Origin of the sequence: Streptomyces sp. SAI-170 (genome assembly GCF_049739565.1) — a bacterium.
Classification (GTDB): Bacteria; Actinomycetota; Actinomycetes; order Streptomycetales; family Streptomycetaceae; genus Streptomyces.
The window spans coordinates 4,143,455-4,170,336 of sequence record NZ_JBMGQD010000001.1 but is presented as its reverse complement, the minus strand read 5'-3'; the positions used below and the strand labels follow the sequence as shown (position 1 = coordinate 4,170,336).

21 protein-coding genes and 2 pseudogenes are annotated in these 26,882 nt (G+C 72.6%); 16 read left to right on the top strand and 7 right to left on the bottom strand.

The window, feature by feature from the left end:
* Nucleotides 1-780 precede the first annotated feature (780 nt).
* The 3 genes and pseudogenes from RKD23_RS18665 (at nt 781) to RKD23_RS18655 (ending at nt 3,754) form a co-directional block, all read left to right on the top strand.
* Entirely contained in the window at nt 781-1,689 is a 909-nt protein-coding gene (locus RKD23_RS18665) for a DUF5819 family protein (protein WP_424858272.1), read from the top strand.
* Nucleotides 1,686-2,991, top strand: a pseudogene (locus RKD23_RS18660) (HTTM domain-containing protein). The gene RKD23_RS18665 and the pseudogene RKD23_RS18660 overlap by 4 nt, the downstream one beginning before the upstream one ends.
* Nucleotides 2,992-3,001: 10 nt before the next feature.
* Nucleotides 3,002-3,754 (top strand): TrmH family RNA methyltransferase, encoded by a 753-nt coding sequence (locus tag RKD23_RS18655; RefSeq protein WP_424854703.1) that lies wholly within the window; start codon nt 3,002-3,004, stop codon nt 3,752-3,754.
* A gap of 69 nt (nt 3,755-3,823) precedes the next feature.
* Here the strand turns inward: RKD23_RS18655 and paaN are convergent, their stop codons facing one another.
* The gene (paaN, locus tag RKD23_RS18650; protein WP_424854702.1) at nt 3,824-5,515 is read right to left on the bottom strand and encodes a phenylacetic acid degradation protein PaaN; all 1,692 of its coding nucleotides are present in this window, start codon (nt 5,513-5,515) and stop codon (nt 3,824-3,826) included.
* Between the two features lie 159 nt (nt 5,516-5,674).
* On the opposite strand from paaN, the gene RKD23_RS18645 reads away from it, so the two are divergent.
* The 3 genes from RKD23_RS18645 to RKD23_RS18635 all read left to right on the top strand — a co-directional run bounded on the left by RKD23_RS18645 (nt 5,675) and on the right by RKD23_RS18635 (nt 8,171).
* Entirely contained in the window at nt 5,675-7,192 is a 1,518-nt protein-coding gene (locus RKD23_RS18645; RefSeq protein ID WP_424854701.1) for a 3-hydroxyacyl-CoA dehydrogenase, read from the top strand.
* A complete protein-coding gene (locus tag RKD23_RS18640; RefSeq protein ID WP_424854700.1) occupies nt 7,189-7,779 on the top strand; it encodes a TetR/AcrR family transcriptional regulator in 591 nt (196 codons plus the stop codon). The genes RKD23_RS18645 and RKD23_RS18640 overlap by 4 nt, the downstream gene beginning before the upstream one ends.
* Nucleotides 7,780-7,850: 71 nt before the next feature.
* On the top strand, nt 7,851-8,171 hold the full coding sequence (locus RKD23_RS18635; RefSeq protein ID WP_424854699.1) for a hypothetical protein: 321 nt from the start codon (nt 7,851-7,853) through the stop codon (nt 8,169-8,171).
* A gap of 12 nt (nt 8,172-8,183) precedes the next feature.
* Here the strand turns inward: RKD23_RS18635 and RKD23_RS18630 are convergent, their stop codons facing one another.
* On the bottom strand, nt 8,184-8,669 hold the full coding sequence (locus RKD23_RS18630; protein ID WP_424858271.1) for an Lrp/AsnC family transcriptional regulator: 486 nt from the start codon (nt 8,667-8,669) through the stop codon (nt 8,184-8,186).
* Between the two features lie 187 nt (nt 8,670-8,856).
* Between RKD23_RS18630 and pdhA (RKD23_RS18625) the strand changes: the two genes are divergently transcribed.
* From pdhA (RKD23_RS18625) to RKD23_RS18605, 5 genes are all read left to right on the top strand, one after another.
* Nucleotides 8,857-9,996: a pyruvate dehydrogenase (acetyl-transferring) E1 component subunit alpha gene (gene pdhA, locus RKD23_RS18625; protein ID WP_424854698.1), complete on the top strand. Its 1,140-nt coding sequence runs from the start codon at nt 8,857-8,859 to the stop codon at nt 9,994-9,996.
* Nucleotides 9,993-10,997 carry an alpha-ketoacid dehydrogenase subunit beta gene (locus RKD23_RS18620; protein WP_424854697.1) on the top strand — a complete coding sequence of 335 codons (1,005 nt, stop codon included), beginning with the start codon at nt 9,993-9,995 and terminating at the stop codon, nt 10,995-10,997. Before pdhA (RKD23_RS18625) ends, RKD23_RS18620 begins: the two co-directional genes overlap by 4 nt.
* Nucleotides 10,997-12,463, top strand: coding sequence for a dihydrolipoamide acetyltransferase family protein (locus RKD23_RS18615; RefSeq protein WP_424854696.1), 1,467 nt, complete (start codon nt 10,997-10,999; stop codon nt 12,461-12,463). The genes RKD23_RS18620 and RKD23_RS18615 overlap by 1 nt, the downstream gene beginning before the upstream one ends.
* A gap of 166 nt (nt 12,464-12,629) precedes the next feature.
* On the top strand, nt 12,630-13,568 hold the full coding sequence (locus tag RKD23_RS18610) for an NTP transferase domain-containing protein (protein ID WP_424854695.1): 939 nt from the start codon (nt 12,630-12,632) through the stop codon (nt 13,566-13,568).
* Nucleotides 13,565-14,905, top strand: a complete 1,341-nt coding sequence (locus RKD23_RS18605) for a molybdopterin molybdotransferase MoeA (protein ID WP_424854694.1) — start codon at nt 13,565-13,567, stop codon at nt 14,903-14,905. Before RKD23_RS18610 ends, RKD23_RS18605 begins: the two co-directional genes overlap by 4 nt.
* Nucleotides 14,906-14,940: 35 nt before the next feature.
* Here the strand turns inward: RKD23_RS18605 and RKD23_RS18600 are convergent, their stop codons facing one another.
* Complete coding sequence (locus RKD23_RS18600) at nt 14,941-16,056, bottom strand: potassium channel family protein (protein ID WP_424858270.1); 1,116 nt, start codon at nt 16,054-16,056, stop codon at nt 14,941-14,943.
* A 119-nt stretch (nt 16,057-16,175) separates the two neighbouring features.
* Here RKD23_RS18600 and RKD23_RS18595 point away from each other — a divergent pair.
* Nucleotides 16,176-16,835 (top strand): annotated as a pseudogene (locus tag RKD23_RS18595) (potassium channel family protein); the annotation flags it as partial.
* A gap of 9 nt (nt 16,836-16,844) precedes the next feature.
* Here RKD23_RS18595 and RKD23_RS18590 read toward each other — a convergent pair.
* Both RKD23_RS18590 and RKD23_RS18585 read right to left on the bottom strand, forming a co-directional pair.
* Entirely contained in the window at nt 16,845-17,687 is an 843-nt protein-coding gene (locus RKD23_RS18590) for an ABC transporter permease (RefSeq protein WP_424854693.1), read from the bottom strand.
* Nucleotides 17,684-18,712 carry an ATP-binding cassette domain-containing protein gene (locus tag RKD23_RS18585; protein ID WP_424854692.1) on the bottom strand — a complete coding sequence of 343 codons (1,029 nt, stop codon included), beginning with the start codon at nt 18,710-18,712 and terminating at the stop codon, nt 17,684-17,686. The genes RKD23_RS18590 and RKD23_RS18585 overlap by 4 nt, the downstream gene beginning before the upstream one ends.
* 118 nt (nt 18,713-18,830) lie before the next feature.
* Here RKD23_RS18585 and RKD23_RS18580 point away from each other — a divergent pair, with 118 nt between their 5' ends.
* On the top strand, nt 18,831-19,811 hold the full coding sequence (locus tag RKD23_RS18580; RefSeq protein WP_424854691.1) for an NAD(P)H-quinone oxidoreductase: 981 nt from the start codon (nt 18,831-18,833) through the stop codon (nt 19,809-19,811).
* A gap of 27 nt (nt 19,812-19,838) precedes the next feature.
* Here RKD23_RS18580 and RKD23_RS18575 read toward each other — a convergent pair whose 3' ends face one another.
* Nucleotides 19,839-20,195, bottom strand: a complete 357-nt coding sequence (locus tag RKD23_RS18575) for a hypothetical protein (protein ID WP_424854690.1) — start codon at nt 20,193-20,195, stop codon at nt 19,839-19,841.
* An 803-nt stretch (nt 20,196-20,998) separates the two neighbouring features.
* Between RKD23_RS18575 and RKD23_RS18570 the strand changes: the two genes are divergently transcribed.
* Nucleotides 20,999-21,538, top strand: a complete 540-nt coding sequence (locus RKD23_RS18570; protein ID WP_424854689.1) for a bacterial proteasome activator family protein — start codon at nt 20,999-21,001, stop codon at nt 21,536-21,538.
* A gap of 106 nt (nt 21,539-21,644) precedes the next feature.
* Here RKD23_RS18570 and RKD23_RS18565 read toward each other — a convergent pair whose 3' ends face one another.
* Nucleotides 21,645-23,294, bottom strand: a complete 1,650-nt coding sequence (locus RKD23_RS18565) for a protein kinase domain-containing protein (RefSeq protein ID WP_424854688.1) — start codon at nt 23,292-23,294, stop codon at nt 21,645-21,647.
* Between the two features lie 342 nt (nt 23,295-23,636).
* On the opposite strand from RKD23_RS18565, the gene RKD23_RS18560 reads away from it, so the two are divergent.
* Complete coding sequence (locus RKD23_RS18560) at nt 23,637-25,292, top strand: protein kinase domain-containing protein (RefSeq protein ID WP_424854687.1); 1,656 nt, start codon at nt 23,637-23,639, stop codon at nt 25,290-25,292.
* 402 nt (nt 25,293-25,694) lie between these two features.
* Nucleotides 25,695-26,882 carry a pyruvate dehydrogenase (acetyl-transferring) E1 component subunit alpha gene (gene pdhA, locus RKD23_RS18555; RefSeq protein ID WP_424854686.1) on the top strand — a complete coding sequence of 396 codons (1,188 nt, stop codon included), beginning with the start codon at nt 25,695-25,697 and terminating at the stop codon, nt 26,880-26,882.

Sequence of the window (26,882 nt, the reverse complement as noted above, 5' to 3'; positions counted from 1 at the left end):
CCCCTCGACCATGGGCTCTGCGCGGAGCTTCTCCCGACCGATCGTTCGGTCCGTGCGATTCCATGGTGGGACGGGCGCCGTAAGGTGTCAACCGTTGTGGATAACCGGCCGGCCGTGGCCGCACTGCGGGGGCTGTGCCGGACGGGTGGTCCTGAGTACCGTGTCCCGCCGGACCGGCCGGACCGGCCGGACCGCAGGCAGGGCACTAGGGCATCGGGGAATCGGGTCGTTATGGACGCGCACGGGGCAAAGGACCCGGACACCACCGGGCACACCCACGCCGACCCGTCCTCGACCGACCCTGAGCAGACGCGTCCTGCGGGGTACGACACCACGAAGCCGGGCACCGAGGCTGCCGAGGCCGGGGGCCGGGGTGGCGCGGCCGTGGACGAAGGGTCCAGGTCCGCCGAGCCCGGCGGCGTGCCTGTGGGCGGGGCCGGCGCCGAGACCGGTGGCGTACCCGTGGGCAGGGCCGGGGTCGAGCCCGGCGAGCCGCGGGCCGCATCCGCGGACGGAGCCGCCGAGACCGTGCCGTCGCCGCTGCCCGTGACCCGTCCGACCACCGAGTCGGAAGGGTCAGGGTCCGCCGAGCCCGGTGGCGTACCTGTGGGCGGGGCCGGCGCCGAGACCGGTGGCGTACCCGTAGGCGGGGTCGGGGTCGAGCCCGGCGAGCCGCGGGCCGCATCCGCGGACCGGCCCGCCGAGACCGTGCCGTCGTCGCTGCCCGTGACCCGTCCGACCACCGAGTCCGCGCCTGCCGACCTGACCGCCGGGCCGTCGCTGTCGTCCCCGGCGGCTCCACTCGCGGCTCCGCCCACGAGTGCGCCCTCGACTGGGCCCTCGACCGCGCCCCTGCCGCCATCGGCCGCGCAGCGTTCGACTCCACCCCCGCCCGAGCCCGCGTTCTCCCCCGAGCCCGCTTCCTCTCCCCGACCCCCCTCCGCCGAGCACGCCCCCACCCCGCCGACCCGTCTCGTGGCCGAGCCCCTCTTCGCCCCCGGCGCCCCGTCGCCGGGTGTGCCCGGTCCCCGGGAGGGGCGGCGTACCGGGGTCGCCGCGCTGTCGCCGAGGTATCAGGTCGGGGTCGCGCTGGCGCTCGCCGTGGTGGCGGTCGGGGTGTGTGTGCATCTGGGGATGGTGTTTCTGCATGTCGCGCCGTCGAACACGGTGTCGAAGAAGCATGCGGAGGTCATCGACGAATGGGTGTACCCGGAGTTCGAGCAGAACTGGAAGCTCTTCGCGCCGAACCCGCTCCAGCAGAACATCACCGTGCAGGTCAGGGCCCAGATCCGGACGGCGGACGGCGAGCGCCGGAGCACCGCCTGGCAGGACCTGTCGGCCCAGGACGGCCGGGCGCTGGACGGCAACCCGCTGCCGAGCCACACGCAGCAGAACGAGCTGCGTCGGGCCTGGGACTTCTTCCTGGGCACGCATGACGCCGACAACCGCCCCTCGGGCGAGCGCGGCATGCTCGCCGAGTCGTATCTGCGCCGTATCGCGGTGCTGCGCCTGGACCGGGCCGGCACGGTCGGCCCGGGCGGGACAGTGGAGATGGTCCAGCTGCGCTCCCTCACGACCAACGTGCCCCCGCCGAAATGGAGCGAGGAGAAGGTGTCGCTGAAGCCGATGCACCGGGTGCTGCCCTGGTGGACGGTGTCGGCGGACGAGGCCGAGGGGGTCACGGGATGAACCGGTTCTCCCTCGCGGTCTCCGGCGCGATCGCCCGCGTCACGGAGGCGGCCCTCGGCCCGTACCAGACCGCCGTCATCCGTATCGGCTTCGCCGCGACCTGGCTGCTGTTCCTGCTGCGCGAGTTCCCCCACCGCCCACGAGCTGTACGGCCCCGACGGCCCGTGGAGCTGGGACCTCGGGCGGCAGCTGATCGACCTCAACCACGCCTTCACCGTCCTGATGTGGTCGGACGGCGGCGTCTGGTTCGAGTCCGTCTATCTGCTCGCCGTCCTCTCCGCGGCCCTGCTGATGCTGGGCTGGCGCACCCGCACCATGTCGGTGCTGTTCATGGTCGGCGTGCTGTCCCTGCAGAACCGCAGCGTCCTCATGGGCGACGGCGGCGACAACGTCCTGCACCTGATGAGCGTCTACCTGGTCTTCACACGCTGCGGCCAGGTGTGGTCGCTGGACGCGCGCCGGGCGCGGCGTACCGCCGCGGCACGCGCGCGTGGCGAGTGGGTGGCGGACCGGGCCGGGCCGGTGCTGTGGGGGGTGTCCGGGCTGGTGCTCGTCGCCTCGACCCTCGCCGGGAAGCTCGGCGAGGACTGGATGCTGAAGGCGACGGAGTCGGGCGGCGCGAGCGCTCCCGAGCTGGTGTGGACCTTCCTGGTGTCGGCGCTCAACGGGCCCGGCATGGTGCCCGCCCTGCTCTGGTCCGCCTGGGCCGCCCAGGGCCTGTGGTGGCTGGTCGGCCACCGGGCCAGGAGCGCCCAGCCGCGCATCCTGCTCGACGTGGTGGCGAACGTCCTGCACAACGCCGCCCTGCTGGTGATCATGGTCGAGGCGTGTCTGATCTACGCCACGGCCGGCTGGTACAAGATCCAGGGCTCGCGCTGGCAGGACGGCACGGCCGTCTACTACCCGCTCCACCTCGACTACTTCTCGCCCTGGCCCGCCCTGGGCGACCTGATGTCGTCGAGCGGCACCCTGGTGATGCTCGTGACGTACGGGACCGTGCTGGTGCAGGTCGCCTTCCCGTTCACGCTGCTCAACCGGCGGCTCAAGAACGCGCTGCTCGCCCTCATGATCACCGAGCACGCGGTGATCGCCGTGGTGCTCGGCCTGCCGTTCTTCTCGCTGGCCATGATCGCGGCGGACGCCGTCTTCCTGCCGACCACCTTCCTGCGCCGCCTCGGCGCCCTCGCGGCACGCGCGCGTGCCCGGCTGTTCCGGCGCACGGGGAGCGCCGGGCGGCCGCCCGACCGGCCCGCCGAGCCGCTGCCGGAACACCCGGCCCACGCGGGCGGCACGCGCACGTAGGCTTCACGGCATGAACGACCCCGTGGCCGCCTGGCACCGCCTGACAGGCGAGGACACCGTCCTGCTCGACGGCTTCCACGCCCTCAAGCACGCCCTGCGCTTCGGCGCCGAGGTGCCCGTCGCGGTCACCGCCGACCGGGCCGCCGTCCTCGCCCTGGCCGACGAGCTGGCCCCCGACGTACGTCCGGCGCTGGAGGGGCTGCTGGCCGAGGTGGAGCACGCGGTGTACGCGTCGCTGGTGCCGCGCCCGCACCCCACGGCGGTGGCCGCCCTGGCGGTACGGCCGTCCCGTGCGGCGAGCCTCGCGCGGCTCGCGCGTGCGCCGCGCACCGCCCCCGTCGTGGTCCTCGACCATCCGCGCAACCTCGGCAACGCGGGCGCGGTGATCCGGCTGGCCGCCGGCTTCGGCGCGACGGGCGTCGTCACCACCGGCACCCTCGATCCCTGGCACCCCACGGTGGTCCGCGGCGGCGCGGGCCTGCACTTCGCGACCGCCGTGGAGCGCCTGGAGGTGGCCGCCCTGCCCTTCGGGCCCGTCTTCGCGCTCGACCCGGAGGGCGACGACATCCGGGGCGTGAAGCTCCCGGACGACGCCGTCCTCGCCTTCGGCTCCGAGCGCAGCGGGCTCTCCCCCGAGCTCCGCGCGCGTGCCGACCACCTGGTGTCCCTGCCGATGCGCCCCCAGGTCTCCAGCTACAACCTGGCCACCAGCGTGGCGATGACCCTGTACCACTGGAGCGCAGGCTCGGTGAGCGCCCCTTAGGGGCGCGGGGAACTGCGCGACAAGCCACGACGAGCCGGCAGCCGCGCAGTCCCCTGGCCACCCGAGCTCTCAGGCCTCCCGGCGCACCTCGACCACCCGGAACCGGTTGGCCACAAAAGCCCCGTCGCACAGTGCCGCGTTCGCCGCCGGGTTGCCTCCGGAGCCGTGGAAGTCGGAGAACGCGGCCGTCTGGTTGACGTACACCCCGCCCGTGAGGTTCAGCGACAGCTGCGCGGCCTCCTCCAGGCACACCTCCTGCACGGCCTGCTCGACCTCGGGGTCGGTGGTGTACGCCCCGACGGTCATCGCGCCCTTCTCCCGCACCGTGCGCCGCAGCAGCTCCACGGCGTCGGCGGCCGAGTCGACGGCGACGGCGAAGGAGACCGGCCCGAAGCACTCGCTCATGTAGGCGGCCTCGTCGTCCGGCTTGGCGCCGTCCAGCTTGACCATCACCGGCGTGCGCACGACCGCGTCCGGGAACTCCGGGTTGGCGACCTCGCGGGAGGCCAGCGCGACCTCGCCGAGCCCGGCGGCGGCCTCCAGACGGCTCTTGACGTCCGGGTTGACGATGGCGCCGAGCAGCGCGTTCGCGCGGGCGTCGTCGCCGAGCAGTCCGTCCACCGCGCGGGCGAGGTCGGCCGCGACCTCGTCGAAGGTCTTGGAGCCCTCGTCGGTGCGGATGCCCTCGCGAGGGATCAGCAGGTTCTGCGGGGTGGTGCACATCTGGCCGCTGTACAGCGACAGCGAGAAGGCCAGGTTGGACAGCATGCCCTTGTAGTCGTCGGTGGAGTCGACGATCACCGTGTTGACGCCGGCCTTCTCGGTGTAGACCTGCGCCTGGCGGGCGTTGGCCTCCAGCCAGTCACCGAAGCCGGTGGAGCCGGTGTAGTCGATGATCCGGATCTCGGGGCGGGTGGCGAGCGTCTTGGCGATGCCCTCGCCGGGGCGCTCGGCGGCCAGCGCGACCAGGTTCGGGTCGAAGCCGGCCTCGCTGAGCACCTCGCGCGCGACCTGCACGGTCAGCGCGAGCGGCAGCACCGCGCGCGGGTGGGGCTTGACCAGGACGGCGTTGCCGGTGGCCAGGGAGGCGAACAGACCCGGGTAGCCGTTCCAGGTCGGGAAGGTGTTGCAGCCGATGACCAGGCCGATGCCGCGCGGGACGGGCGTGAACCGCTTGGTGAGCGCGAGCGGGTCGCGCTTGCCCTGCGGCTTGGTCCACTCGGCGTTGTCGGGGGTGCGCACCTGCTCGGCGTACGCGTACGCCACCGCTTCCAGGCCGCGGTCCTGGGCGTGCGGGCCGCCCGCCTGGAACGCCATCATGAAGGCCTGGCCGGAGGTGTGCATGACCGCGTGCGCGAATTCGTGCGTCCGGTCGCTGATCCGCTTGAGGATCTCGACGCAGACCACGGCGCGCAGCTCCGCGCCCGCGTCGCGCCAGGCGCGCTGTCCGGCCTTCATGGCGGGCAGCAGCACGTCGAGGTCCGCGTGCGGATAGCTGACGCCCAGCTCGATGCCGTACGGCGAGGTCTCGCCGCCCACCCAGTCGTCGGTGCCGGGCTGGCCGAGGTCGAGGCGGGTGCCGAGGAGGGCGTCGAAGGCGGCCTTGCCCGCGGCAGCGTCCAGGCTGCCGTTCTCGCCGTACGCCTTGGGGTGCTCGGGGTGCGGGGACCAGTACGCGCGCGTGCGGATCGCTTCCAGGGCCTGGTCCAGCGTGGGCCGGTGCTGGGCGATCAGCTGCTGCGCTGTGGGCTCGGCGGCCATGAGAGACCAACTCCTCGTTCCTGAGCTCGTCCTTGAGCTCGTTGACCTGGCAGAAACATGGGCAGGTTCAGGCAGTCAGAGTTAGAGTAACCGAACGATCGGTCGGTTCAAGGGGGTCCGCCGCATCTGTGGAAAACCCCGTGCGGGAGGATCGCGCACATGACAGCACTCGACCTCAGCAGCCCCGTGGCAGTCGTCGGCACCGGCACCATGGGCCAGGGCATCGCCCAGGTCGCGCTCCTCGCGGGCCACACCGTGCGCCTGTGCGACGCCGCGCCCGGCCGTGCCCGTGAGGCGGCCGACGCGATCGGCGCCCGCCTCGACCGGCTCGTCGAGAAGGACCGGCTCACCGCCGCCGACCGGGACGCCGCCCGGGCCCGCCTGGAGCCCGTGGAGGACATCGCCGGCCTCGCCGACTGCTCGCTGGTCGTCGAGGCGATCATGGAGCGGCTCGACGTCAAGCAGGAGCTGTTTGGCGCGCTGGAGGACGTCGTCGCCGACGACTGCCTGCTCGCGACCAACACCTCGTCCCTGTCCGTCACCGCCATCGGGGGCGCCCTGCGCAACCCCGGCCGGTTCGTCGGCCTGCACTTCTTCAACCCCGCCCCGCTGCTGCCGCTGGTCGAGGTCGTCTCCGGGTTCGCCACCGACGTCACCTCCGCCACGCGCGCGTACGAGACGGCCCGCGCCTGGGGCAAGATCCCGGTCGCCTGCGCCGACACCCCCGGCTTCATCGTCAACCGCATCGCCCGGCCCTTCTACGCCGAGGCCTTCGCCGTCTACGAGGCCCAGGGCGCCGACCCGGCCACCATCGACGCCGTCCTGCGCGAGTCGGGCGGCTTCAAGATGGGCGCGTTCGAGCTCACCGACCTGATCGGGCAGGACGTCAACGAGTCGGTCACGCACTCGGTGTGGCAGTCCTTCTTCCAGGACGTGCGCTTCACGCCCTCGCTCGCCCAGCGGCGCCTGGTGGAGTCCGGCCGCCTCGGGCGCAAGAGCGGCCACGGCTGGTACGACCACTCCGAGGGCGCCGAGCGCCCCGAACCGCACACGGCCGAGCCGGCCCAGCCGCCCGCCTACGTGGTCGCCGAGGGCGATCTGGGCCCCGCCTCCGAACTGCTCGCGATGATCCGCGAGGCGGGCATCCAGGTCCGAGAAGAGGAGGAGGACCACGGCACGCGCCTGGTGCTGCCCGGCGGCGGCCAGCTCGCGCTCGCCGACGGCCAGACCTCGGTGGAGTTCCGGGACGTCGTCTACTTCGACCTCGCCCTGGACTACCGCAGGGCCGGCCGGATCGCGCTGTCCGCCTCCCAGGACACCTCCGCCCAGACCCTCGCCGAGGCCACCGGACTGTTCCAGGCGCTCGGCAAGAAGGTCAGCGTCATCGGGGACGTCCCCGGCATGATCGTCGCCCGCACGGTCGCCCGGATCGTCGACCTCGCGCACGACGCCGTCGCCAAGGGCGTGGCCACCGAGGAGGACATCGACACCGCGATGCGGCTGGGCGTCAACTACCCGCTCGGGCCCTTCGAGTGGAGCCGCAGGCTCGGCCGGAACTGGGCGTACGCCCTGCTCGACGACCTGCACCTGCGCGACCCCTCCGGCCGCTACGCGCCGTCCCTCGCGCTGTACCGCCACGCGTACGCCTCCGACAAGCGGGAGGGCAGCACCTCATGACCACCGCCAAGCGCGACACGTACACCCCCGAGACGCTGCTCTCCGTCGCCGTCCAGGTCTTCAACGAGCGTGGCTACGACGGCACGTCCATGGAGCATCTGTCCAAGGCGGCCGGCATCTCCAAGTCGTCGATCTACCACCATGTCGCCGGCAAGGAGGAGCTGCTGCGCCGCGCCGTCAGCCGGGCGCTCGACGGGCTCTTCGGAATCCTCGACGAGGAGCACGCGCGCGTGGGGCGCGCCGCCGACCGTCTGGAGTACGTCGTACGGCGCATGGTCGAGGTGCTGATAGCCGAACTGCCCTATGTCACGCTGCTGCTGCGGGTGCGCGGCAACACCGCCACCGAGCGCTGGGCGCTGGAGCGGCGCCGCGAGTTCGACCACCGGGTCGCCGAGCTGCTGAAGGCGGCCGCCGCGGACGGCGACGTACGCGACGACGTGGAGGTGCGGCTCGCCACCCGGCTGGTGTTCGGGATGATCAACTCGATCGTCGAGTGGTACCGCCCCGACGGCCGCGGCATGAACGAGCGCGAAGTGGCCGACGCGGTGGTCCGGCTGGTGACCGGAGGGCTGCGGCACGCGGACTGAGTACGCGCGCGTGCGGGGGCCTGAGTAGCTCACCCGATGCCCCGCCCCGTCCGCGGTGATGGGCTGGGAGCATGCCGCACGACGACATGTCTCCCCCTCCCGCGCGACCGGGCACGGCCCACCCCACCTGGTGGCGGACGCCGCTCGTGGCGTCCGCGTTCGGCCTGCCGTGTCTGGTGCTCGAGTACTTCTGGTTCCGGTCCGAGGACGGCGCCGGGGCCTTCGGGGGCATCCTCTACTGGGCGGCCGGCCTGCTCGCCGTCGCCTGGCTGCTGCCGCACCGCCGGTCGCTGCGGGCGCCGCGGATGCTCGCCGCCGGTGCCGGGCTCGGCTGCGCGCTGCTCCCCGTGCTGTTCGCACTGGCGCTGGGCGTGGCGCTGACGGCGAACTGAGCGCCCTCGCGGTCAGTTCTGCGGTTCGAGGTCCTCCTCCTCGAACACCAGCAGCGTGCGGCTGCTGAGCACCTCCGGGATGGCCTGCAGCCGGGTCAGCACCAGCTCGCGCAGCGCGCGGTTGTCGGACACGTGCACCAGCAGCAGGACGTCGAAGTCGCCGCCCACCAGCGCGATATGGGCGGCGCCGGGCAGCCTGCGCAGTTGCTCGCGCACCGTGCGCCAGGAGTTCTGGACGATCTTCAGGGTGATGTACGCCGAGGTGCCCTGGCCCGCGCGCTCGTGGTTGACGCGAGCTCCGAAACCGCGGATGACGCCGTCCTCGACGAGACGGTTGATACGGGCATAGGCGTTGGCCCGCGAGACATGCACCCGCTCGGCCACGGACCGTATCGAGGCACGCCCGTCGGACTGGAGCATGCGGAGGATGTCCTGATCGATGGCGTCCAGCGGACGCGGCTGCGGCGGCGCCGCCCCGGCATCCGGCCCGTCGGCCATTTGTTCAGGTGCCATGTCCCCCCGCCTCCCTACCATGGACGTACTGCGTCCATCAGAGGCTGTGGAGAACCGTTTGTCCACAGCCTGAGGCCGCCTGTAGCCAAAATGTGCCGACGACCGAACAATCGGTAGGTGAGGCGCATCACAGACGCTGCGCCGCAAGCCGCTCCCACGAGGAGGTGCCGTCATGACGGTCATGGAGCAGCGTGGCGCTTATCGGCCATCGCCGCCGCCCGCCTGGCAGCCCCGTACCGACCCCGCGCCGCTGCTGCCCGACCCGGAGCCGTACCGCGTCCTCGGCACGGACGCGGCCGCCAAGGCCGACCCGGAGCTGCTGCGCCGGCTGTACGCCCAGCTGGTGCGCGGCCGCCGGTACAACGCGCAGGCCACCGCCCTGACCAAGCAGGGCCGCCTCGCCGTGTACCCCTCCAGCACCGGCCAAGAGGCCTGCGAGGTCGCGGCGGCACTGGCTCTGGAGGACCGCGACTGGCTCTTCCCCAGCTACCGCGACACCCTCGCCGCGGTCGCCCGCGGGGTCGACCCGGTCGAGGCGCTCACGCTGCTGCGCGGCGACTGGCACACCGGCTACGACCCGCACGAGCACCGCGTGGCCCCCCTGTGCACGCCGCTCGCCACCCAGCTGCCGCACGCGGTCGGCCTGGCGCACGCGGCCCGCCTCAAGGGCGACGACGTCGTCGCGCTCGCCCTGGTCGGCGACGGCGGCACCAGCGAGGGCGACTTCCACGAGGCGCTGAACTTCGCCGCCGTATGGCAGGCCCCGGTCGTCTTCCTCGTGCAGAACAACGGCTTCGCCATCTCCGTCCCGCTCGCGAAGCAGACCGCCGCCCCCTCCCTGGCCCACAAGGCCGTCGGGTACGGCATGCCGGGCCGCCTGGTCGACGGCAACGACGCGGCCGCCGTGCACGAGGTCCTCTCCGACGCCGTCCGCCACGCCCGCGCGGGCGGCGGCCCGACGCTCGTCGAGGCGGTGACGTACCGCATCGACGCCCACACCAACGCCGACGACGCCACCCGCTACCGCGGCGACTCCGAGGTCGAGACCTGGCGCGACCACGACCCGATCCTGCTCCTCGAACGCGAGCTGACCGAGCGCGGACTCCTCGACGAGCAGACGATCCAGGCCGCGCGCGAGGACGCCGAGATCATGGCCGCCGCCCTGCGCGAGCGCATGAACCAGGACCCGGTCCTCGACCCGATGGACCTGTTCGCCCACGTCTACGCCGAGCCCACCGCACAACTGCGGGAGCAGCAGGCCCAGTTGCAGGCGGAGTTCGACGCCGACACCCAGGAAGGTGCGCAGTCATGACCACCGTCGCCGTGAAGCCCGCCACCATGGCGCAGGCCCTCACGCGCGCGATGCGCGACGCCATGGCCGCCGACCCGGCCGTGCACGTCATGGGCGAGGACGTCGGCACACTCGGCGGCGTCTTCCGCGTCACCGACGGCCTCGCCAAGGAGTTCGGCGAGGACCGCTGCACCGACACCCCGCTCGCCGAGGCCGGCATCCTCGGCACGGCCGTCGGCATGGCCATGTACGGCCTGCGCCCGGTCGTGGAGATGCAGTTCGACGCCTTCGCCTACCCGGCCTTCGAGCAGCTTCTGTCGCACGTGGCGAAGATGCGCAACCGCACCCGCGGCAGGATGCCCCTGCCCATCACGATCCGCGTCCCCTACGGTGGCGGCATCGGCGGCGTCGAGCACCACAGCGACGCCTCCGAGGCGTACTACATGGCGACTCCGGGGCTCCATGTCGTCACGCCCGCCACCGTCGCCGACGCCTACGGCCTGCTGCGCGCCGCCATCGCCTCCGACGACCCGGTCGTCTTCCTGGAGCCCAAGCGGCTGTACTGGTCGAAGGACTCCTGGAACCCGGAGGAGCCGCAGAGCGTTGAGCCGATAGGCCGCGCGGTGGTGCGGCGCTCGGGCCGGAGCGCCACACTCATCACGTACGGTCCGTCCGTGCCCGTGTGCCTCGAAGCCGCCGAGGCGGCCCGGGCCGAGGGGTGGGACCTCGAAGTCGTCGACCTGCGCTCCCTGGTGCCGTTCGACGACGAGACGGTCTGCGCCTCGGTACGGCGGACCGGACGAGCGGTCGTCGTGCACGAGTCGGGCGGGTTCGGCGGACCGGGCGGGGAGATCGCGGCCCGGGTCACGGAGCGCTGCTTCCACCATCTGGAGGCACCGGTGCTGCGCGTGGCCGGGTTCGACATCCCCTATCCGCCGCCGATGCTGGAGAAGCACCACCTGCCCGGCGTCGACCGGATCCTGGACGCCGTCGCGCGTCTGCAATGGGAGGCCGAGAGCTGATGGCACAGGTGCTGGAGTTCAAGCTCCCCGACCTCGGGGAGGGGCTCACCGAGGCGGAGATCGTGCGCTGGCTGGTGCAGGTCGGTGACGTCGTCGCCATCGACCAGCCGGTCGTCGAGGTCGAGACGGCCAAGGCGATGGTCGAGGTGCCCTGCCCCTACGGAGGCGTCGTCACCGCCCGCTTCGGCGAGGAGGGCACCGAACTGCCCGTCGGCGCACCGCTGCTGACGGTCGCCGTCGGCGCGGACGCCTCCGGCGGTGCGGCCGGGGCACCGGACGAGGACGCCGCCGCGCCGGGCCGTGACTCGGGCGAAGGCTCGGGCAATGTCCTCGTGGGCTACGGCACCTCCGAGGGCCCCGCCCGCCGCAGGGCCCGCGCGGTACGGCCGGCCCCCAGGGCGCCGGGCTCCGCCAACGGCCTGGGCGCCGGGCGGCAGACACCCGTCGCGGCGGAGGCCCCCGCACACGAGGCGCCGGGGTCCGTCGGCGGCGGGACCTTCGCCGCGGGGGCCCCCGAGGGCCCCGTCCCGGTGATCTCGCCCCTCGTACGGCGGCTGGCCCGGGAGAACGGCCTGGACCTGCGGGAGCTGCACGGCTCCGGCCCCGAGGGCCTGATCCTGCGCGCGGACGTGGAGTACGCGCTCCAGGCGGCCGCCGCGCAGGGCCGCACCACCCGGCCGACGGCCGAGCCCCACCCGCGCGTGGCCACGACACCCACGGCTGCCGCGACCCCGGCGTCCCCCGCGGCCCCGATCCGCTCCTCCGCCGTCGCGCACGGCGAGGTCCGGGTGCCCCTCAAGGGCGTGCGCGGTGCCGTCGCCGACAAGCTCTCACGCAGCCGGCGCGAGATACCGGACGCGACCTGCTGGGTGGACGCGGACGCGGCGGAGCTGATGCGGGCGCGCACCGCGATGAACGCGGCCGGCGGGCCGAAGATCTCCCTGCTCGCCCTGCTGGCCCGGATCTGCACGGCCGCGCTCGCCCGGTTCCCCGAGCTCAACTCCACCGTCGACCTGGATGCCCGGGAGATCGTCCGGCTGGACCACGTCCACCTCGGGTTCGCCGCGCAGACCGAGCGCGGACTGGTCGTCCCGGTCGTCCGCGACGCGCACGCACGGGACGCCGAGGGGCTGTCCGCGGAGTTCGCCCGGCTCACCGAGGCCGCGCGCACCGGGACGCTCACGCCCGCGGACCTGACCGGCGGCACCTTCACGCTGAACAACTACGGCGTGTTCGGCGTCGACGGCTCCACGCCGATCATCAACCACCCCGAGGCCGCCATGCTCGGCGTCGGCCGCATCGTCCCCAAGCCATGGGTGCACGAGGGCGAACTGGCGGTGCGGCAGGTCGTGCAGCTCTCGCTCACCTTCGACCACCGCGTGTGCGACGGCGGCACGGCCGGCGGCTTCCTGCGCTACGTGGCGGACTGCGTCGAACAACCGGCGGTGCTGCTGCGCACCCTCTGAGGCGCTTCTGCCTCTCCGAGGTGCTTGTACGCACCCGCTCAGCAGAGACGCTGAGCGGAGACCCAGGCGCGCCGGGCGGTTCCTGCCCGGCGCGCCCTGCTGTGGCGCGTGTATCGCGGGTCGGTCGCCGTTTCCGCAGGCCCCGGTACGCCCGCATACTCGGGGGGTGACCGAGAAAGCGCCCTCCGAGTCCACCGAGTCCACCGAGACCGCCGACACCGGCTACGACGCCGTCGTGCTCGCCGGTGGCGGTGCGCGACGGCTCGGCGGGGCCGACAAACCCGGGGTGCGGGTGGGCGGAAGAGCCCTGCTCGACCGGGTGCTGGGCGCCTGTGCCGGGGCCCGCACCATCGTGGTCGTCGCCGACCCGCGACCCACGGCCCGGCCCGTGCGCTGGGCCCGCGAGGAGCCGCCCGGCGGCGGACCGCTCGCCGCGCTGGACGCCGGGCTGCGCCACACCGACGCGCCCCGTGTCGTCGTGCTCTCCGCCGACCTGCCGTTCCTGGACGAGGGCACCGTCCACCGGCTGCTGACCGCCCTGCGCAAGGGCGACAGCGACGGCGTGCTGCTCGCCGACGCAGACGGACGCGACCAGCCGCTCGTCGCGGCCTACCGGACCGACGCCCTGCGGCGCGGTCTGGCGCGGCTCACCGCCGAGCACGGCGCGCTGACCGGCCTGCCGCTGCGGCGGCTGACCGCCGGACTCGGTCTGACCCGCCTCACCGACCCCGTCGCGGCCTTCGACTGCGACACCTGGGACGACATCGCCACCGCCAGGGCCCGCATCAGGGAGCATGAGCACGTGTTGGATGAATGGATCTCCGCAGTCAAGGACGAGCTGGGCATCGACCTGGACGTCGACACCGGCACGCTCCTCGACCTGGCCCGGGACGCCGCGCACGGGGTCGCCCGGCCGGCCGCGCCCCTGACCACCTTCCTCGTCGGCTACGCCGCCGCCCACTCCGGCGGCGGACCCGAGGCGGTGGCCGAGGCCGCGCGCAAGGCCGCCGCCCTGGCGCAGCTCTGGGCGCGGGAGGACGCGGCCGACGGCAAGCCCGACGTGGCCCCCGACGCCACGCCCGACACCCGCCCGGACGCGGGATGACCGCCCCCGGCCTCGGCCAGGACGCCGACGACCTCGACGTCGAGGAGGCCCTCGCCCTGGTGAACACCCCCGGCACCGACCCCGCCGTACCGCAGCCGTCCGCCGCGGCCGACCCGCACACGCACAGAGCCCGGCACCGGGGCACCCCCTGGCCCGAGGCCCGGGCGATCGCCGCCCGCGCCGCCCGCCGGGTCCCGCGCCGCGCGCCGGAGCCGGTGTCGCTGGACGCCGCGCTGGGCCTGATCCTGGCCGAGCCGCTCACCGCGCTCACCGACCTGCCCTCCTTCGACACCTCCGCCATGGACGGCTGGGCGGTCGCCGGGCCCGGCCCCTGGAGCGTGCGGGACGAGGGCGTGCTGGCCGGACACGCCGAGCCCGTCCGCCTCGACGACGGCGAGGCCGTCCGTATCGCCACCGGGGCCCGTATCCCCCCGGACACCACCGCCGTACTGCGCAGCGAACACGGCCGCACCGACGACAAGGGCCGGCTGCACCCGATCCGCGAGGTCGCCCACGGCCAGGACATCCGCCCGCGCGGCCAGGAGTGCCGCAACGGCGACCAACTCCTGCCCGTGGGAACGCTGGTGACCCCCGCCGTGCTCGGGCTCGCAGCGGCCGCCGGGTACGACACCCTCACCGCCGTCCCCCGCCCCCGCGCGGAGGTCCTGGTCCTCGGTGACGAGCTGCTCACCGAGGGACTCCCGCACGACGGCCTCATCCGCGACGCGCTCGGCCCGATGCTGCCGCCCTGGCTGCGCGCCCTGGGCGCCGAGGTCGTCGCCGTACGCCGCCTCGGTGACGACGCCGAAGCCCTGTACAAGGCCGTCGCCGACAGCGACGCCGACCTCGTCGTCACCACCGGCGGCACCGCGGCGGGCCCCGTCGACCACGTCCACCCCACGCTGCGCCGCCTCGGCGCGGAGCTGCTGGTGAACGGCGTACAGGTGCGCCCCGGCCACCCCATGCTGCTGGCCCGCACCAAGGACGACCAGCACCTGGTCGGCCTGCCCGGCAACCCCCTCGCGGCCGTCTCCGGGCTGCTCACCCTCGCCGAACCGCTGCTGCGCGCCCTCGCCGCCCGCCCTGCCCCGGAGCCGTACGCGCTGCCGCTGCGGGACGCCGTGCACGGCCATCCCGATGACACCCGGCTCGTCCCGGTCACCCTGCGCGCCGACCATGCCGTGCCGCTGCACTACAACGGCCCGGCGATGCTGCGCGGTATCGCGGCGGCCGACGCCCTGGCCGTCGTACCGCCCGGTGGTGCGCGCAAGGGGCAGGAGGCGGAACTGCTCGATCTGCCGTGGGCGACGGCCGGGGTCGGCGTCTGTTTCACGTGAAACATCACCGGACGGCGGGTGGCGAGTGGCGGGGCCTACTCCTCCGGCTCCTCGATCGCCCGCTGCACCGTGACGACGCGGTCGCCCGGCCGTAGCGTCCCGATCCGTTCGTCGGCGTAGTCCAGGACCTTCCGGTCGCGTACGACGGCCATGACCAGGTCGGCGCACTTGCGGGGGTCCTTGCCCGCCTCAGCCTCCGTCACCGGGCGTTCCACCAGGTCGAGTCCGGCGCCCAGGGTCATGATGTCCTCCAGGGTCCGGGCCACGACCGGGCTGACCATGGAGACACCGAGCAGGCGGCCGGCGGAGCTGGAGCTGGTGACGACGGTGTCCGCGCCGCTCTGCCGCAGCAGGGGTACGTTCTCGTCCTCCCGGGCGGCCACGACGATGGTGGCGTGCCGGTTCAACTGCCGGACGGTGAGGGTGACCAGGGCGGCCGTGTCGTCGCGCTGCGGGGCGACGATCACCCGGGACGCGGTGGCCACCTCGGCCTTCAGCAGCGTCTCGGAGCGGGTGGCGTCCCCGATGACCGCCACCAGACCGTCGTCCCCGGCCGAGGTCGCCGCCTTGCGCTGGGCGTCCACCACCACGATCCGGTCCTTGGTCACGCCCTGCCCGATGAGGGTCCGTACGGCGTGGTAGCCCTTGGTGCCGTAGCCGACGACCACGATGTGGTCGCGGGTGCGGCTGCGCCAGCGGTGCACACGGACCTGCTGCCGGGTGCGTTCGGTGAGGGCCTCCAGGGTGGTGCCGACCAGGATGATCAGGAACATCACCCGCAGCGGCGTGATGAGCAGGATGTTCACCAGCCGGGCGGCGTCGCTGGCGGGGGTGATGTCGCCGTAGCCGGTGGTGGAGAGCGTGACGGTGGCGTAGTAGGCCGCGTCGAGGAAGTCGACGGAGCCGTCGGAGTTGTCGTTGTAGCCGGAGTGGTCGGCGTAGACGATCAGCGTGGTGAGGGCCAGCACCCCGAGCGCCATGGTCAGGCGCCGCATCACCTGCTGGAGCGGGTGCAGGACGGTGCCCGTGGGCATCGTGATGGACCGGCCCGCCTCGGCGTCGTCGCGCGCCTCGCGATGCGAGCGGTACCGCAGGTACCGCAGCACGGAGGGCTTCGCGGTCCCGGCCGCGGATTTCTCGTCCTGCCTCATCGCCTGTCCCACGTCGTGATCGTAAGACGTGGGCGCCATGGGCGTCGGGGAGATCGCGCACCATGGTGCTGTACGCCCGCTCCATGGAACCCGGAATCGCCTGTAGTGCTGGAGGCCCTGTGCGTGACCACACCGTCGTCATCGGATTCGGTACGAAGGGCCGGGCAGCCCTGCGGACCGTGTGCGCCGCTGGGCTGAAGAAGGAGCGGGTCGTGGTGATCGACCCCAGCGCCAAGGCGATGGCCGCCGCGGCCGCGGAGGGCTTCGAGACGGTCTCCGGGGACGCCACGCGCAGCGATGTGCTGCGGCAGGCCGAGGTCCAGCGGGCGGGGAAGATCATCGTCGCGACCCAGCGCGACGACACGGCCGTCCTGGTCGTGCTGACCGCCCGCCAGCTCAACCCCACGGCCACGATCGTGGCGGCGGTGCGGGAGGAGGAGAACGCCCCGCTGCTGCGGCAGTCCGGTGCGGACGAGGTCGTCACCGGCGCGAGCGCGGCCGGGCGGCTGCTGGGGCTGTCCGTCCTCACCCCGGCCGCCGGCCTGGTCATGGAGAACCTGATGCGGCAGGGCAGCGGCCTCGACATGGTGGAGCGGCCGGTCACCAAGGCGGAGACGGGACGCCGCCCGCGCGACCTCGCCGACCTGGTCGTCACCGTCGTACGCGGGCACCGGGTGCTGGCGTACGACGATCCGGCCATCGGCGTGCTGGAACCGACGGACCGGGTCGTGGCGATCGTGCGCGGGAACGGCGGGAACGGGCAGACGCCGTCCCGGTGAGGTGCGATGTCACTTGCGGTTGTACAGCCGCATCGTGATCGGCCCGAAGACCAGCACGAACAGGCCGGCCCAGCCGAGGGACCAGCCGATCTCGGCGGCCGGCCAGTCACCGGCCATCAGGCCGCGCACCGCGGAGGCGAGATGGGTGACGGGGCTGTTGTTCACGAACGCCTGCAGCCAGCCGGGCATGGTGCGCGGGTCGACGAAGACGTTGGACAGGAAGGTGAGCGGGAAGATCACCATCATGCTGACGCCCATCACCGACTTCTCCGTGCGCAGCATGAGCCCGAACATCGTCCAGATCCACGAGAAGGCGAACGAGAAGACGATCAGCAGCGCGATCCCCGTGACCACGCCGGCCGGCCCGCCGTCCGGCCGGTAGCCGAGAATCATCCCGACCGTGAGCATCACGACGGACGCGATCGTGTAGCGCAGGGCGTCGCCCAGGAGATAGCCCACCATCGTCGACGGCCGCCAGATCGGCAGGGACCGGAAGCGGTCGAAGACGCCCTTCTCGATGTCGGTGTTCACCGAGACGCCGGTGTACATCGTGATCATCACGACCGACATCACCAGGATGCCCGGCAGCAGGAACTGGATGTACTCCTTCGGCGACCCGGCCAGTGCCCCGCCGAACAGGTACGTGTACATCAGCACCATCATGATCGGGAACGCGGTGACGTCGAAGAGCTGCTCCGGCACGTGCTTGATCTTCAGCACCGCCCGCCAGCCGAAGGTCAGCGACGCCGACCAGGCGCTGGGCCGTGCGGGCCGCTCCCCGGCCACCAGCAGCGCGGCGAGCGACTCGGCGCTGACGGGAGCGAGGTCCTTCGTCTCGGTCACGGTGCTCATACGGCTGCCTCACCCTCGGTCTCTCGTACCGGCATGTCGTTCTGCCGTGCCTGCGTGTCGTGCCCGGTCAGGGCGAGGAAGACCTCGTCCAGGCTGGGCTGGCCCAGCGAGAAGTTGTCGACGGTGACGCCGCCGCGGGCCAGCTCCGCGAGCGCGCGGGCCGCCTGCTCGGCCGCGCCCCGTCCGTTCGCCGCGCCCGCGCCGACCCGGGCCGTCAGCGCCACCGGGTCGGGCTCCAGCTGCACGTCCGCGTCCAGGGTCAGCCGCAGCACCCGCTCGGCCTCCGGACGCTGCGCCGGATCGCGCAGTCGCAGATGGACCGAACCGGCGCCGACGGACGCCTTCAGCTCGCCCTTGGTGCCCTCCGCGATCACCCTGCCGTGGTCGATCACCGCGATCCGGGACGCGAGCTGGTCGGCCTCGTCGAGGTACTGCGTGGTCAGCAGCACGGTCGTGCCCTGCGCGACCACCGCGCGCACGATGTCCCACACCTGGTTGCGGCTGCGCGGGTCCAGACCGGTGGTGGGCTCGTCGAGGAACAGCAGATCAGGGGTGTTGAGGATGGACGCGGCGATGTCGATCCGGCGCCGCATACCGCCCGAATAGTGCTTGACCTGCTTTCCGGCGGCATCCGACAGCCCGAAGGCGGCCAGCAACTGCGCGGCACGCTCCCGGGCGGCCTTCTTGCCGTGGCCGAGGAGCCGGCCGAGCAGCATCAGGTTCTCGGTGCCGGTCAGGTCCTCGTCCACCGACGCGTACTGCCCGGTCAGACTCACCCGGCCGCGCACCTCGTCGGCCTCGCGCACCACGTCGTGGCCGAAGACATGGGCCTGGCCGCCGTCGGGCCTGAGCAGGGTGGCGAGCATCTTCACGGTCGTCGTCTTGCCCGCGCCGTTCGGGCCGAGGACGCCGTAGACCGTGCCCGTCGGCACCGCGAGGTCGACTCCGTCGACCGCCCTGGTCGCACCGAACGTCTTCACCAGGCCCGCGGTCTCGATGGCCAGGCCGGAGGTCTGCTGGCTCATGGGGTGTCCTTCCGCGTACGGGGGTTACGCAGGGGGAGACCTCCACCGTCGCGCGAATTCATCGGTTCCGCACGGGGATTTCTAAAGGGCCCGGCCCGCGCGCGGTAGCGTCCGTTTCATGTATGCGATCACGATTCCCGAACCTGGTGGGCCCGAGGCGCTGGTGTGGGACGAGGTCCCCGACCCGGTTCCCGGTCCGGGCGAGGTGCTGGTCGAGGTGGCGGCCACCGCCGTCAACCGGGCCGACATCCTGCAGCGGCAGGGCTTCTACGACCCGCCGCCCGGCGCCTCCGCCTACCCCGGCCTGGAGTGCTCCGGGCGGATCGCCGCGCTCGGCCCCGGCGTGTCCGGCTGGAGCGTCGGCGACGAGGTGTGCGCGCTGCTCGCGGGCGGCGGCTACGCCGAGAAGGTCGCCGTCCCGGCGGGCCAGCTGCTTCCCGTGCCCAAGGGCGTCATCCTCACCCGGGCGGCCGCGCTGCCCGAGGTGGTCTGCACGGTCTGGTCGAACGTCTTCATGATCTCCCACCTGCGCCCCGGCGAGACCCTGCTGGTGCACGGCGGCTCCAGCGGCATCGGCACCATGGCCGTCCAGCTCGCCAAGGCCGTCGGCGCCAAGGTCGCCGTCACGGCGGGCAGCGCGGAGAAGCTGGAGCGCTGCGCGGAACTGGGCGCGGACATCCTGGTCAACTACCGCGAGCAGGACTTCGTCGCCGAGGTCCACAAGGCCACCGATGGCGCCGGGGCGGACGTCATCCTGGACAACATGAGCGCCAAGTACCTGGACCGCAACATCCAGGCCCTCGCCGTCAGCGGCCGTCTGGCGATCATCGGCATGCAGGGGGGAGTCAAGGGCGAGCTCAACATCGGCGCCCTGATGCGCAAGCGCGCCGCCGTCACCGCGACCTCGCTGCGCGCCCGGCCGCTGGAGGAGAAGGCCGCCGTCGTCGCCGCCGTACGCGAGCATGTCTGGCCCCTGCTGGACGCCGGTCATGTCCGTCCGGTCGTCGACAGCGAGGTGCCCCTGAGCGACGCCGCCGCGGGGCATCGCCGGGTGGAGGAGAGCGGCCACGTGGGCAAGGTGCTGCTGGTCGCGCCGTAGCCGGGTGGTACGGCGGCCGTACGGTGGCTATCCCCGTCTCAGTCGCAGGCCGACGAAGGCGAGGGCCAGACCGAGGCCGATGAGAACCATGCCGCTGCCGAGGGGCAGGACGTGCATCATCGGCTCGGCGGGCGTGCCGGCCTGTGGCGCGACGGGCCGCGGTGAGGCGCCTTGGGGGGCGGAGGGGGAGACCGGGTCGGCGTCGGGGAGCCCTTCTTCCCGGCGACCGCTCCCGGGGTCCTCAGGCGTGCCGGCGGGGTCCTCGGGGGTGTCGGCCTCTTCGCTGTCCGCCGAGGCTTCCCCGCGCCCGGAGGTCCCGGCGGTCTCGGCACTCCCGGTGGGCTCTTCGCCCTCGTCCTCGTCGTCCGGCTCGCGTGCCGTCACCTCCGGGCGCCTTCCGGGCCGCTCCCGCCCCTCCCCGGCCCGGCTTCCGGCCCGGGACGGCTCGGCGGAGGGCTCGGCGGACGGCTCGGCCGAATGCTCGGCGGAGGACTTGGCGGGCTCCGGGGGAGAGACGGGCCGCCCGGCACCGGGCCCATGCGCATGGCCCGAGCCTTCGGAGGAGGGCGTGGGCGAGGAGGAACGGGGAGAGGTGCCCTCGGGGCGGCCCGGGGCACGGGGCGACCCATGGGGAGCAGGCGCCCCGGATGCGCCGGCGACGGGAGAACGCACAGCCGACACCGAGCCATCCGCAGCGGCAACCGAGCCCTCCGGAGCGGCAGCCGAGAAAGCCGCAGCAGCCGGACCCGCTGCGACCGCCGGACCCGCTGCGACCGCCGGAACTGCCGCGACCGCCGGAACTGCCGCGACTGCCGGAACGGTCGCGACTGCCGGAACCGTTGCGACCGCGGGAACTGCCGCGACTGCCGGAACCATCGCGGCCGCGGGACCCATCGCGGCCGCCGAACCCGCCGCGACCGCCGAACCCGCCGCGACCGCCGGACCCGCCGCGACCCCCGGAACCACCAACCCCGCCAGCAGCGCGACAGGCACGGCGACCCGCCCCCGCGTCACCCACATCGAACGACTCACCCCCCCACCCTCACACCACCCCGCATTCCCGGCATTCCGGACTCCGCCAGTCCGCTGAACGGCTCCCCGCAGAATCCGCCGCCACGGAAACGGTGGATCACCCCCCTCCGGGGGCACCACGATGATGAGCTGTTGGGGTGCGAGAGAATGGCGGCATGGAGATGCCGAGGAACGAACGGTCGCCGGAGAACCCTCAGATCCTGGTCGTGGGCCAGGACGGCATGGCGCTCAGTGGCGGCAATGGAGACGACGACTCCCGCGAGATCCCGGTGACGGAGCAGGTCGAGCAGCCTGCGAAGGTCATGCGGATCGGCAGCATGATCAAGCAGCTGCTCGAAGAGGTGCGGGTGGCCCCTCTGGACGAGGCGAGCCGGGTCCGGCTCAAGGAGATCCACGCCAGCTCGGTCAAGGAGCTGGAGGACGGCCTCGCCCCTGAGCTGGTCGAGGAGTTGGAGCGGCTGTCCCTGCCCTTCACCGACGACGCGACTCCGACCGACGCGGAACTGCGGATCGCCCAGGCCCAGTTGGTCGGCTGGCTGGAGGGCCTCTTCCACGGCATCCAGACCACCCTGTTCGCCCAGCAGATGGCGGCGCGGGCCCAGCTGGAGCAGATGCGCCGCGCCCTCCCGCCGGGCGTCGGCCACGAGGGCGACGAGCACCACCCGGGCACCCGCTCGGGCGGGCCGTACCTCTGACGGCACGCGCACACGCACCTGCCTTCACGGCAAGGGCCCGGCCGCATGATGCGCGGCCGGGCCCCTTCGACGAAGGACGCTTGATCTCGCGTCACCTCACGTCATGTCACTCGATCGGATTACCCGTCGAGATACTCAGCTGGATGTCCCCCGGGTTCTTGGGGTCGACGTCCGTGCCCGCGGACGGGAACTGCTCCAGAACCGTCCCGTCCCCCCACGTGTTGTTGTCCACGTCCTTCGGCGTCAGGTTCCACCCCGCCGCCTGCAGGCACTTGCGCACCGAGTCGATGTCCTTGAACCGGAAGTCGGGGAGCTTGACCTTGTCCGGGTCGTTGTAGGACTCCGTGGGCTCGGTGCACTCGGTCGTCTCGATCGTGCGCGAGTGGTCCGGCGGACGGTAGCCCGGCTTCTCGGAGGACGAGGCCGAGGTGCTCGGGTCGCCGCCCTTGCCCTCGTCGCCCTTGTCCCCGCCGTTCAGCGTCAGCGCGGCGATCAGCCCGCCGACGGCGACGACCGCGACCACGATCGAGCCGATGATCACCGCCCGGTTGCTCTTGCGGCCCCCGCCCGGCGCGGGCGCCTGCTGCGGGGTGATGTTGTACGGCGGCGGCGTCGCGGTGCCCGGCTGCGGGGCGTACCCGGAGGTCGCGTGCGGCTGCTGGTAGCCGCCCTGGTGCGGATAGCCGTACGCCGGGGAGGGCGCGGGCGTGGGCGCCGGGGTGCTGTACGGGTTAGGCGGCGGCGTCGGCTGGTACGGCGTCTGCACCGGGCCCGTGGGCGCCGGGGTGGCCTGGTCGACGGGCGGGAACACCGCGGAGCCCACGCCCGCGCCACTGCCCGTCGGCGCACCGGCCACGATGTTCGGCGCGGCCGGCTGGAAGGAGGCCGCGACCCGCAGGCACTCGTCGCGCATGGCGACGGCGGTCGGGAAGCGCTCGTTCGGGTTCTTCTTCAGCGCGCGGGCGATCAGCGCGTCCACGGCCGGCGGCAGCGAGCGGTTGACCGAGGAGGCCGCGACCGGCTCCTCCTGCACATGCGCGTACGCGATGGCCAGCGGCGAGTCCGCGTCGAACGGCAGCCGCCCGGTGACCAGTTGGAACAGCATGATGCCGACCGAGTACAGGTCGGAGCGGGCGTCCACGCCACGGCCCAGGGCCTGTTCGGGCGAAAGGTACTGCGGGGTGCCGACGACCATGCCGGTCTGGGTCATCGAGGTGACGCCGGACTGCATGGCACGCGCGATGCCGAAGTCCATCACCTTGACCACGCCGCGCTTGGTCATCATCACGTTGCCCGGCTTGATGTCCCGGTGGACCAGCCCCATCTCGTGGCTGATCTCCAGCGCCGCGAGCACGTCCGCGGTGATCTTCAGCGCCTTGTCGGCGGGCATCGCGCCGTACTGCCGTACGTCCTCGTCGAGCACCGAACCGAGCGGGCGGCCCTCGATGTACTCCATGACGATGTACGGCGTCGTCATGCCGTCGACGTCGTCCTCGCCGGTGTCGAAGACGGAGACGATGTTGGTGTGGGTGAGCTTGGCCACGGCCTGCGCCTCGCGGCGGAACCGCTCGCGGAAGGCGGCCTCGCGGCCGAGCTCGGTGTGCAGCGTCTTGATCGCGACCTGACGGTCGAGGACACTGTCGTACGCGAGGTGCACCGCGGCCATGCCGCCCTGGCCGAGCAGGTCACGCAGTTGGTAGCGGCCGCCGGCGAGAGCGCGCGCCGAATAGCGGTCCTGTGCGCCGTCCTGGCTCATCGTCTTGCGTCCCCCATAGGCGCCGGCAACAGCGGCTGCTGTGCTCCCGCGTGATCGAAAAGAGTTATTCCCGGCCAAGTCTGCCCCAGGGCACTGACACGTCAAGCTCGGTGCCCGTTCCGTGACCGTACGCGAAAGAAGCGTCGCGGAAGCGTTACAGCGGGCGTACGGGCGGTACACAGGATTTGCGCCGCGGCCTGAAGCCACGGTTTGATGGCCGGTCCGGCTCCTGGCCGTGGCGGCGCCATCTCGGACCGGCGGATCGCACGGAGGCTGTAGCGTGGCCGACGGAGACCGTAACAACACCGCGCGCACCGCGGGCAGAAACGACGGCGAGGACTGATGGCACAGCAGCAGCGCGCTCAGGGTCCGTCCGAACCCGAGGCGACTGGCGGCGGCATGTCGGACGCGCCGGAGTCCTGGGGCAACGGAGGGCTTGTCGGGGACGGCCGGTACCGGCTGACCCGCCGGCTCGGCCGGGGCGGCATGGCAGAGGTGTTCGCCGCCGAGGACGTACGCCTGGGCCGCACCGTCGCCGTCAAGCTGCTGCGTCCCGACCTCGCAGAGGACCCGGTCTCCAAGGCCCGCTTCACGCGCGAGGCCCAGTCGGTCGCCGGGCTCAACCACCACGCCATCGTCGCCGTGTACGACTCCGGCGAGGACCACATGGCCGGCCAGTCGGTGCCGTACATCGTGATGGAGCTGGTCGAAGGCCGCACGATCCGCGACCTGTTGCTCAACGCCGAGGCGCCGGGCCCCGAGCAGGCCCTGATCATCGTCTCGGGCGTGCTGGAGGCGCTGGCCTACTCGCACCAGCACGGCATCGTGCACCGCGACATCAAACCCGCCAATGTCATCATCACCAACAACGGCGCCGTGAAGGTGATGGACTTCGGCATCGCGCGCGCCCTGCACGGTGCGTCGACAACGATGACGCAGACCGGCATGGTCATGGGCACCCCGCAGTACCTCTCCCCGGAGCAGGCCCTCGGCAAGGCCGTCGACCACCGCTCCGACCTGTACGCGACGGGCTGTCTGCTCTACGAACTCCTCGCACTGCGCCCGCCGTTCGTCGGCGAGACCCCGCTGTCGGTGGTCTACCAGCACGTCCAGGACATCCCGGTGCCGCCGTCGGAGGTCTCCGACGCCTCGCCGCCGGAGCTGGACGGCCTGGCGATGCGCGCGCTCGCCAAGGACCCCGACGACCGTTTCCAGACCGCCGAGGAGATGCGCGGTCTGGTGCAGTACGCCCTGCAGATGCTGTACGACCAGGGCGGCCACACCGGCACCTGGAACACCGGCCCGGTGACCGTGCACGACGGCGGTCACGGCGCGGCGATGGGCATGGCCGGTACGACCGTGCTGCCGCACTCGATGGACGGCGGCGCGGGCACCGCGCAGATCCCGCAGCCGATCCTGCCGCAGTACGGCCATGGCGACGACGGCGGTTTCGAGGGGCACGGCAACAGGGGCAGCGGCCGCGGCAAGCTGCTGATCCTCGCCGTCTTCGCGGTGATCGCGATCGCGGCGGGTGTCGCCCTTGCGCTGAACAACAACGACGGCAAGGGCGAGGAGCCCCGTCCGACGCCGACGCCGACCGTCACGCAGTCCAGCCAGGAGGAGACCGCCTCCGAGGAGCCGAGCGACGAGCCGACGCAGGAGCAGACGGAGGACACGCCGGACGACAGCACCACCGGCGGTGGCGGTGGCGGCTGGGGAGACTACTCGCCGACGCCCACCCCGTCCTGGACGCCGTCCTCCACGCCGTCGGGCACGCCTAGTGGTGAGCCGACGGACACCCAGCCGACGGAGACGGGCGGCACGGACGACGGCGGCACCGAGACGGGTGGCACGGACGACGGCGGGACCGACGCGGGCGGTACGGACGCCGGTGGCACGGACGCGGGCGGCACCGACGCCGGTGGCACGGACGCGGGCGGCACCGACGCGGGCGGCGCGGACATCGGCGGCGCCAACGACGGCGGCGTCGTCGGCTGAACCCGGACCGAAAGCCCGAGCCGAAAGCAAAGCCGAAGCAAAAGAAAGCGCATTAACGCGTCGCGCATTTATTACTGACCGGTTGGTTCAAAGTCGCGAGGCTCTTCCCGTGACCTGGCCCACCGAGATAACGTGCCGTAGCTCCGGCCCCCTGCAAGGCTGTGACCAGGAGTTGTTCCCGACATTCGCGATTTACTTGGAAATCCAAGCAAAATCGCAGGTCAGGAAGGGTTTCACAGAAATGTGGAGCACTGGGTAACGTGCATTTTGCAGGGCGCTCGCCGGGGCACCTGTCACGCCTGTCCCCAAGAGCCGCACCCACCCCGTGCGTCCCCTGGGCCAGCAGGCGAGCCGCACTGGCACCCGGCGAACCCGGGTAGCCGGACCGACGGAGGAGCACACGTGAGCGTGGAGAGCACTGCCGCGCGCAAGCCGCGAGGCGGCGCCGCAAGCAAGGCCGGCACCACCGGCACCAAGCGCACCACCCGCACGAGCGCCAAGAAGGGCACCGACCCTGAGCTCGTGCAGCTGCTGACGCCCGAGGGCGAGCGCGTCAAGAACGCCGAGTACGACGGCTACGTCGACGGCATCACCCCCGAAGAGCTCCGCGGCCTGTACCGCGACATGGTGCTCACCCGGCGCTTCGACGCCGAGGCCACCTCTCTGCAGCGCCAGGGCGAGCTGGGCCTGTGGGCCTCGCTGCTGGGCCAGGAGGCCGCCCAGATCGGCTCCGGCCGTGCCACCCGCGAGGACGACTACGTCTTCCCGACCTACCGCGAGCACGGCGTGGCCTGGTGCCGCGGCGTCGACCCGACCAACCTGCTCGGCATGTTCCGCGGCGTGAACAACGGCGGCTGGGACCCCAACAGCAACAACTTCCACCTGTACACGATCGTCATCGGCTCGCAGACGCTGCACGCCACCGGCTACGCCATGGGTGTCGCCAAGGACGGCGCGGACTCGGCGGTCATCGCCTACTTCGGCGACGGCGCCTCCAGCCAGGGCGACGTCGCGGAGTCCTTCACCTTCGCCGCGGTCTACAACGCGCCGGTGGTGTTCTTCTGCCAGAACAACCAGTGGGCGATCTCCGAGCCCACCGAGAAGCAGACCCGCGTCCCGCTCTACCAGCGCGCGCAGGGCTACGGCTTCCCCGGCGTCCGCGTCGACGGCAACGACGTCCTGGCCTGCCTCGCGGTCACCAAGCAGGCGCTGGAGCGCGCCCGCAACGGCGAGGGCCCGACCCTGGTCGAGGCCTTCACCTACCGCATGGGCGCCCACACCACCTCCGACGACCCCACCCGCTACCGCGGTGACGAGGAGCGTCAGGCGTGGGAGGCCAAGGACCCGATCCTGCGCCTTCGCCGCTATCTGGAGGCCTCAAACCACGCGGACGAGGGATTTTTCGCGGAACTGGAGGCCGAGTCCGAGGCGTTGGGCAGGCGAGTGCGCGAAGCGGTCCGTGCCATGCCGGACCCGGACCACTTCGCCATCTTCGAGAACGTGTACGCGGACGGGCACGCGCTCGTCGACGAGGAACGCGCCCAGTTCGCCGCCTACCAGGCGTCGTTCGCGGACGTAGAGGGGGTCTGA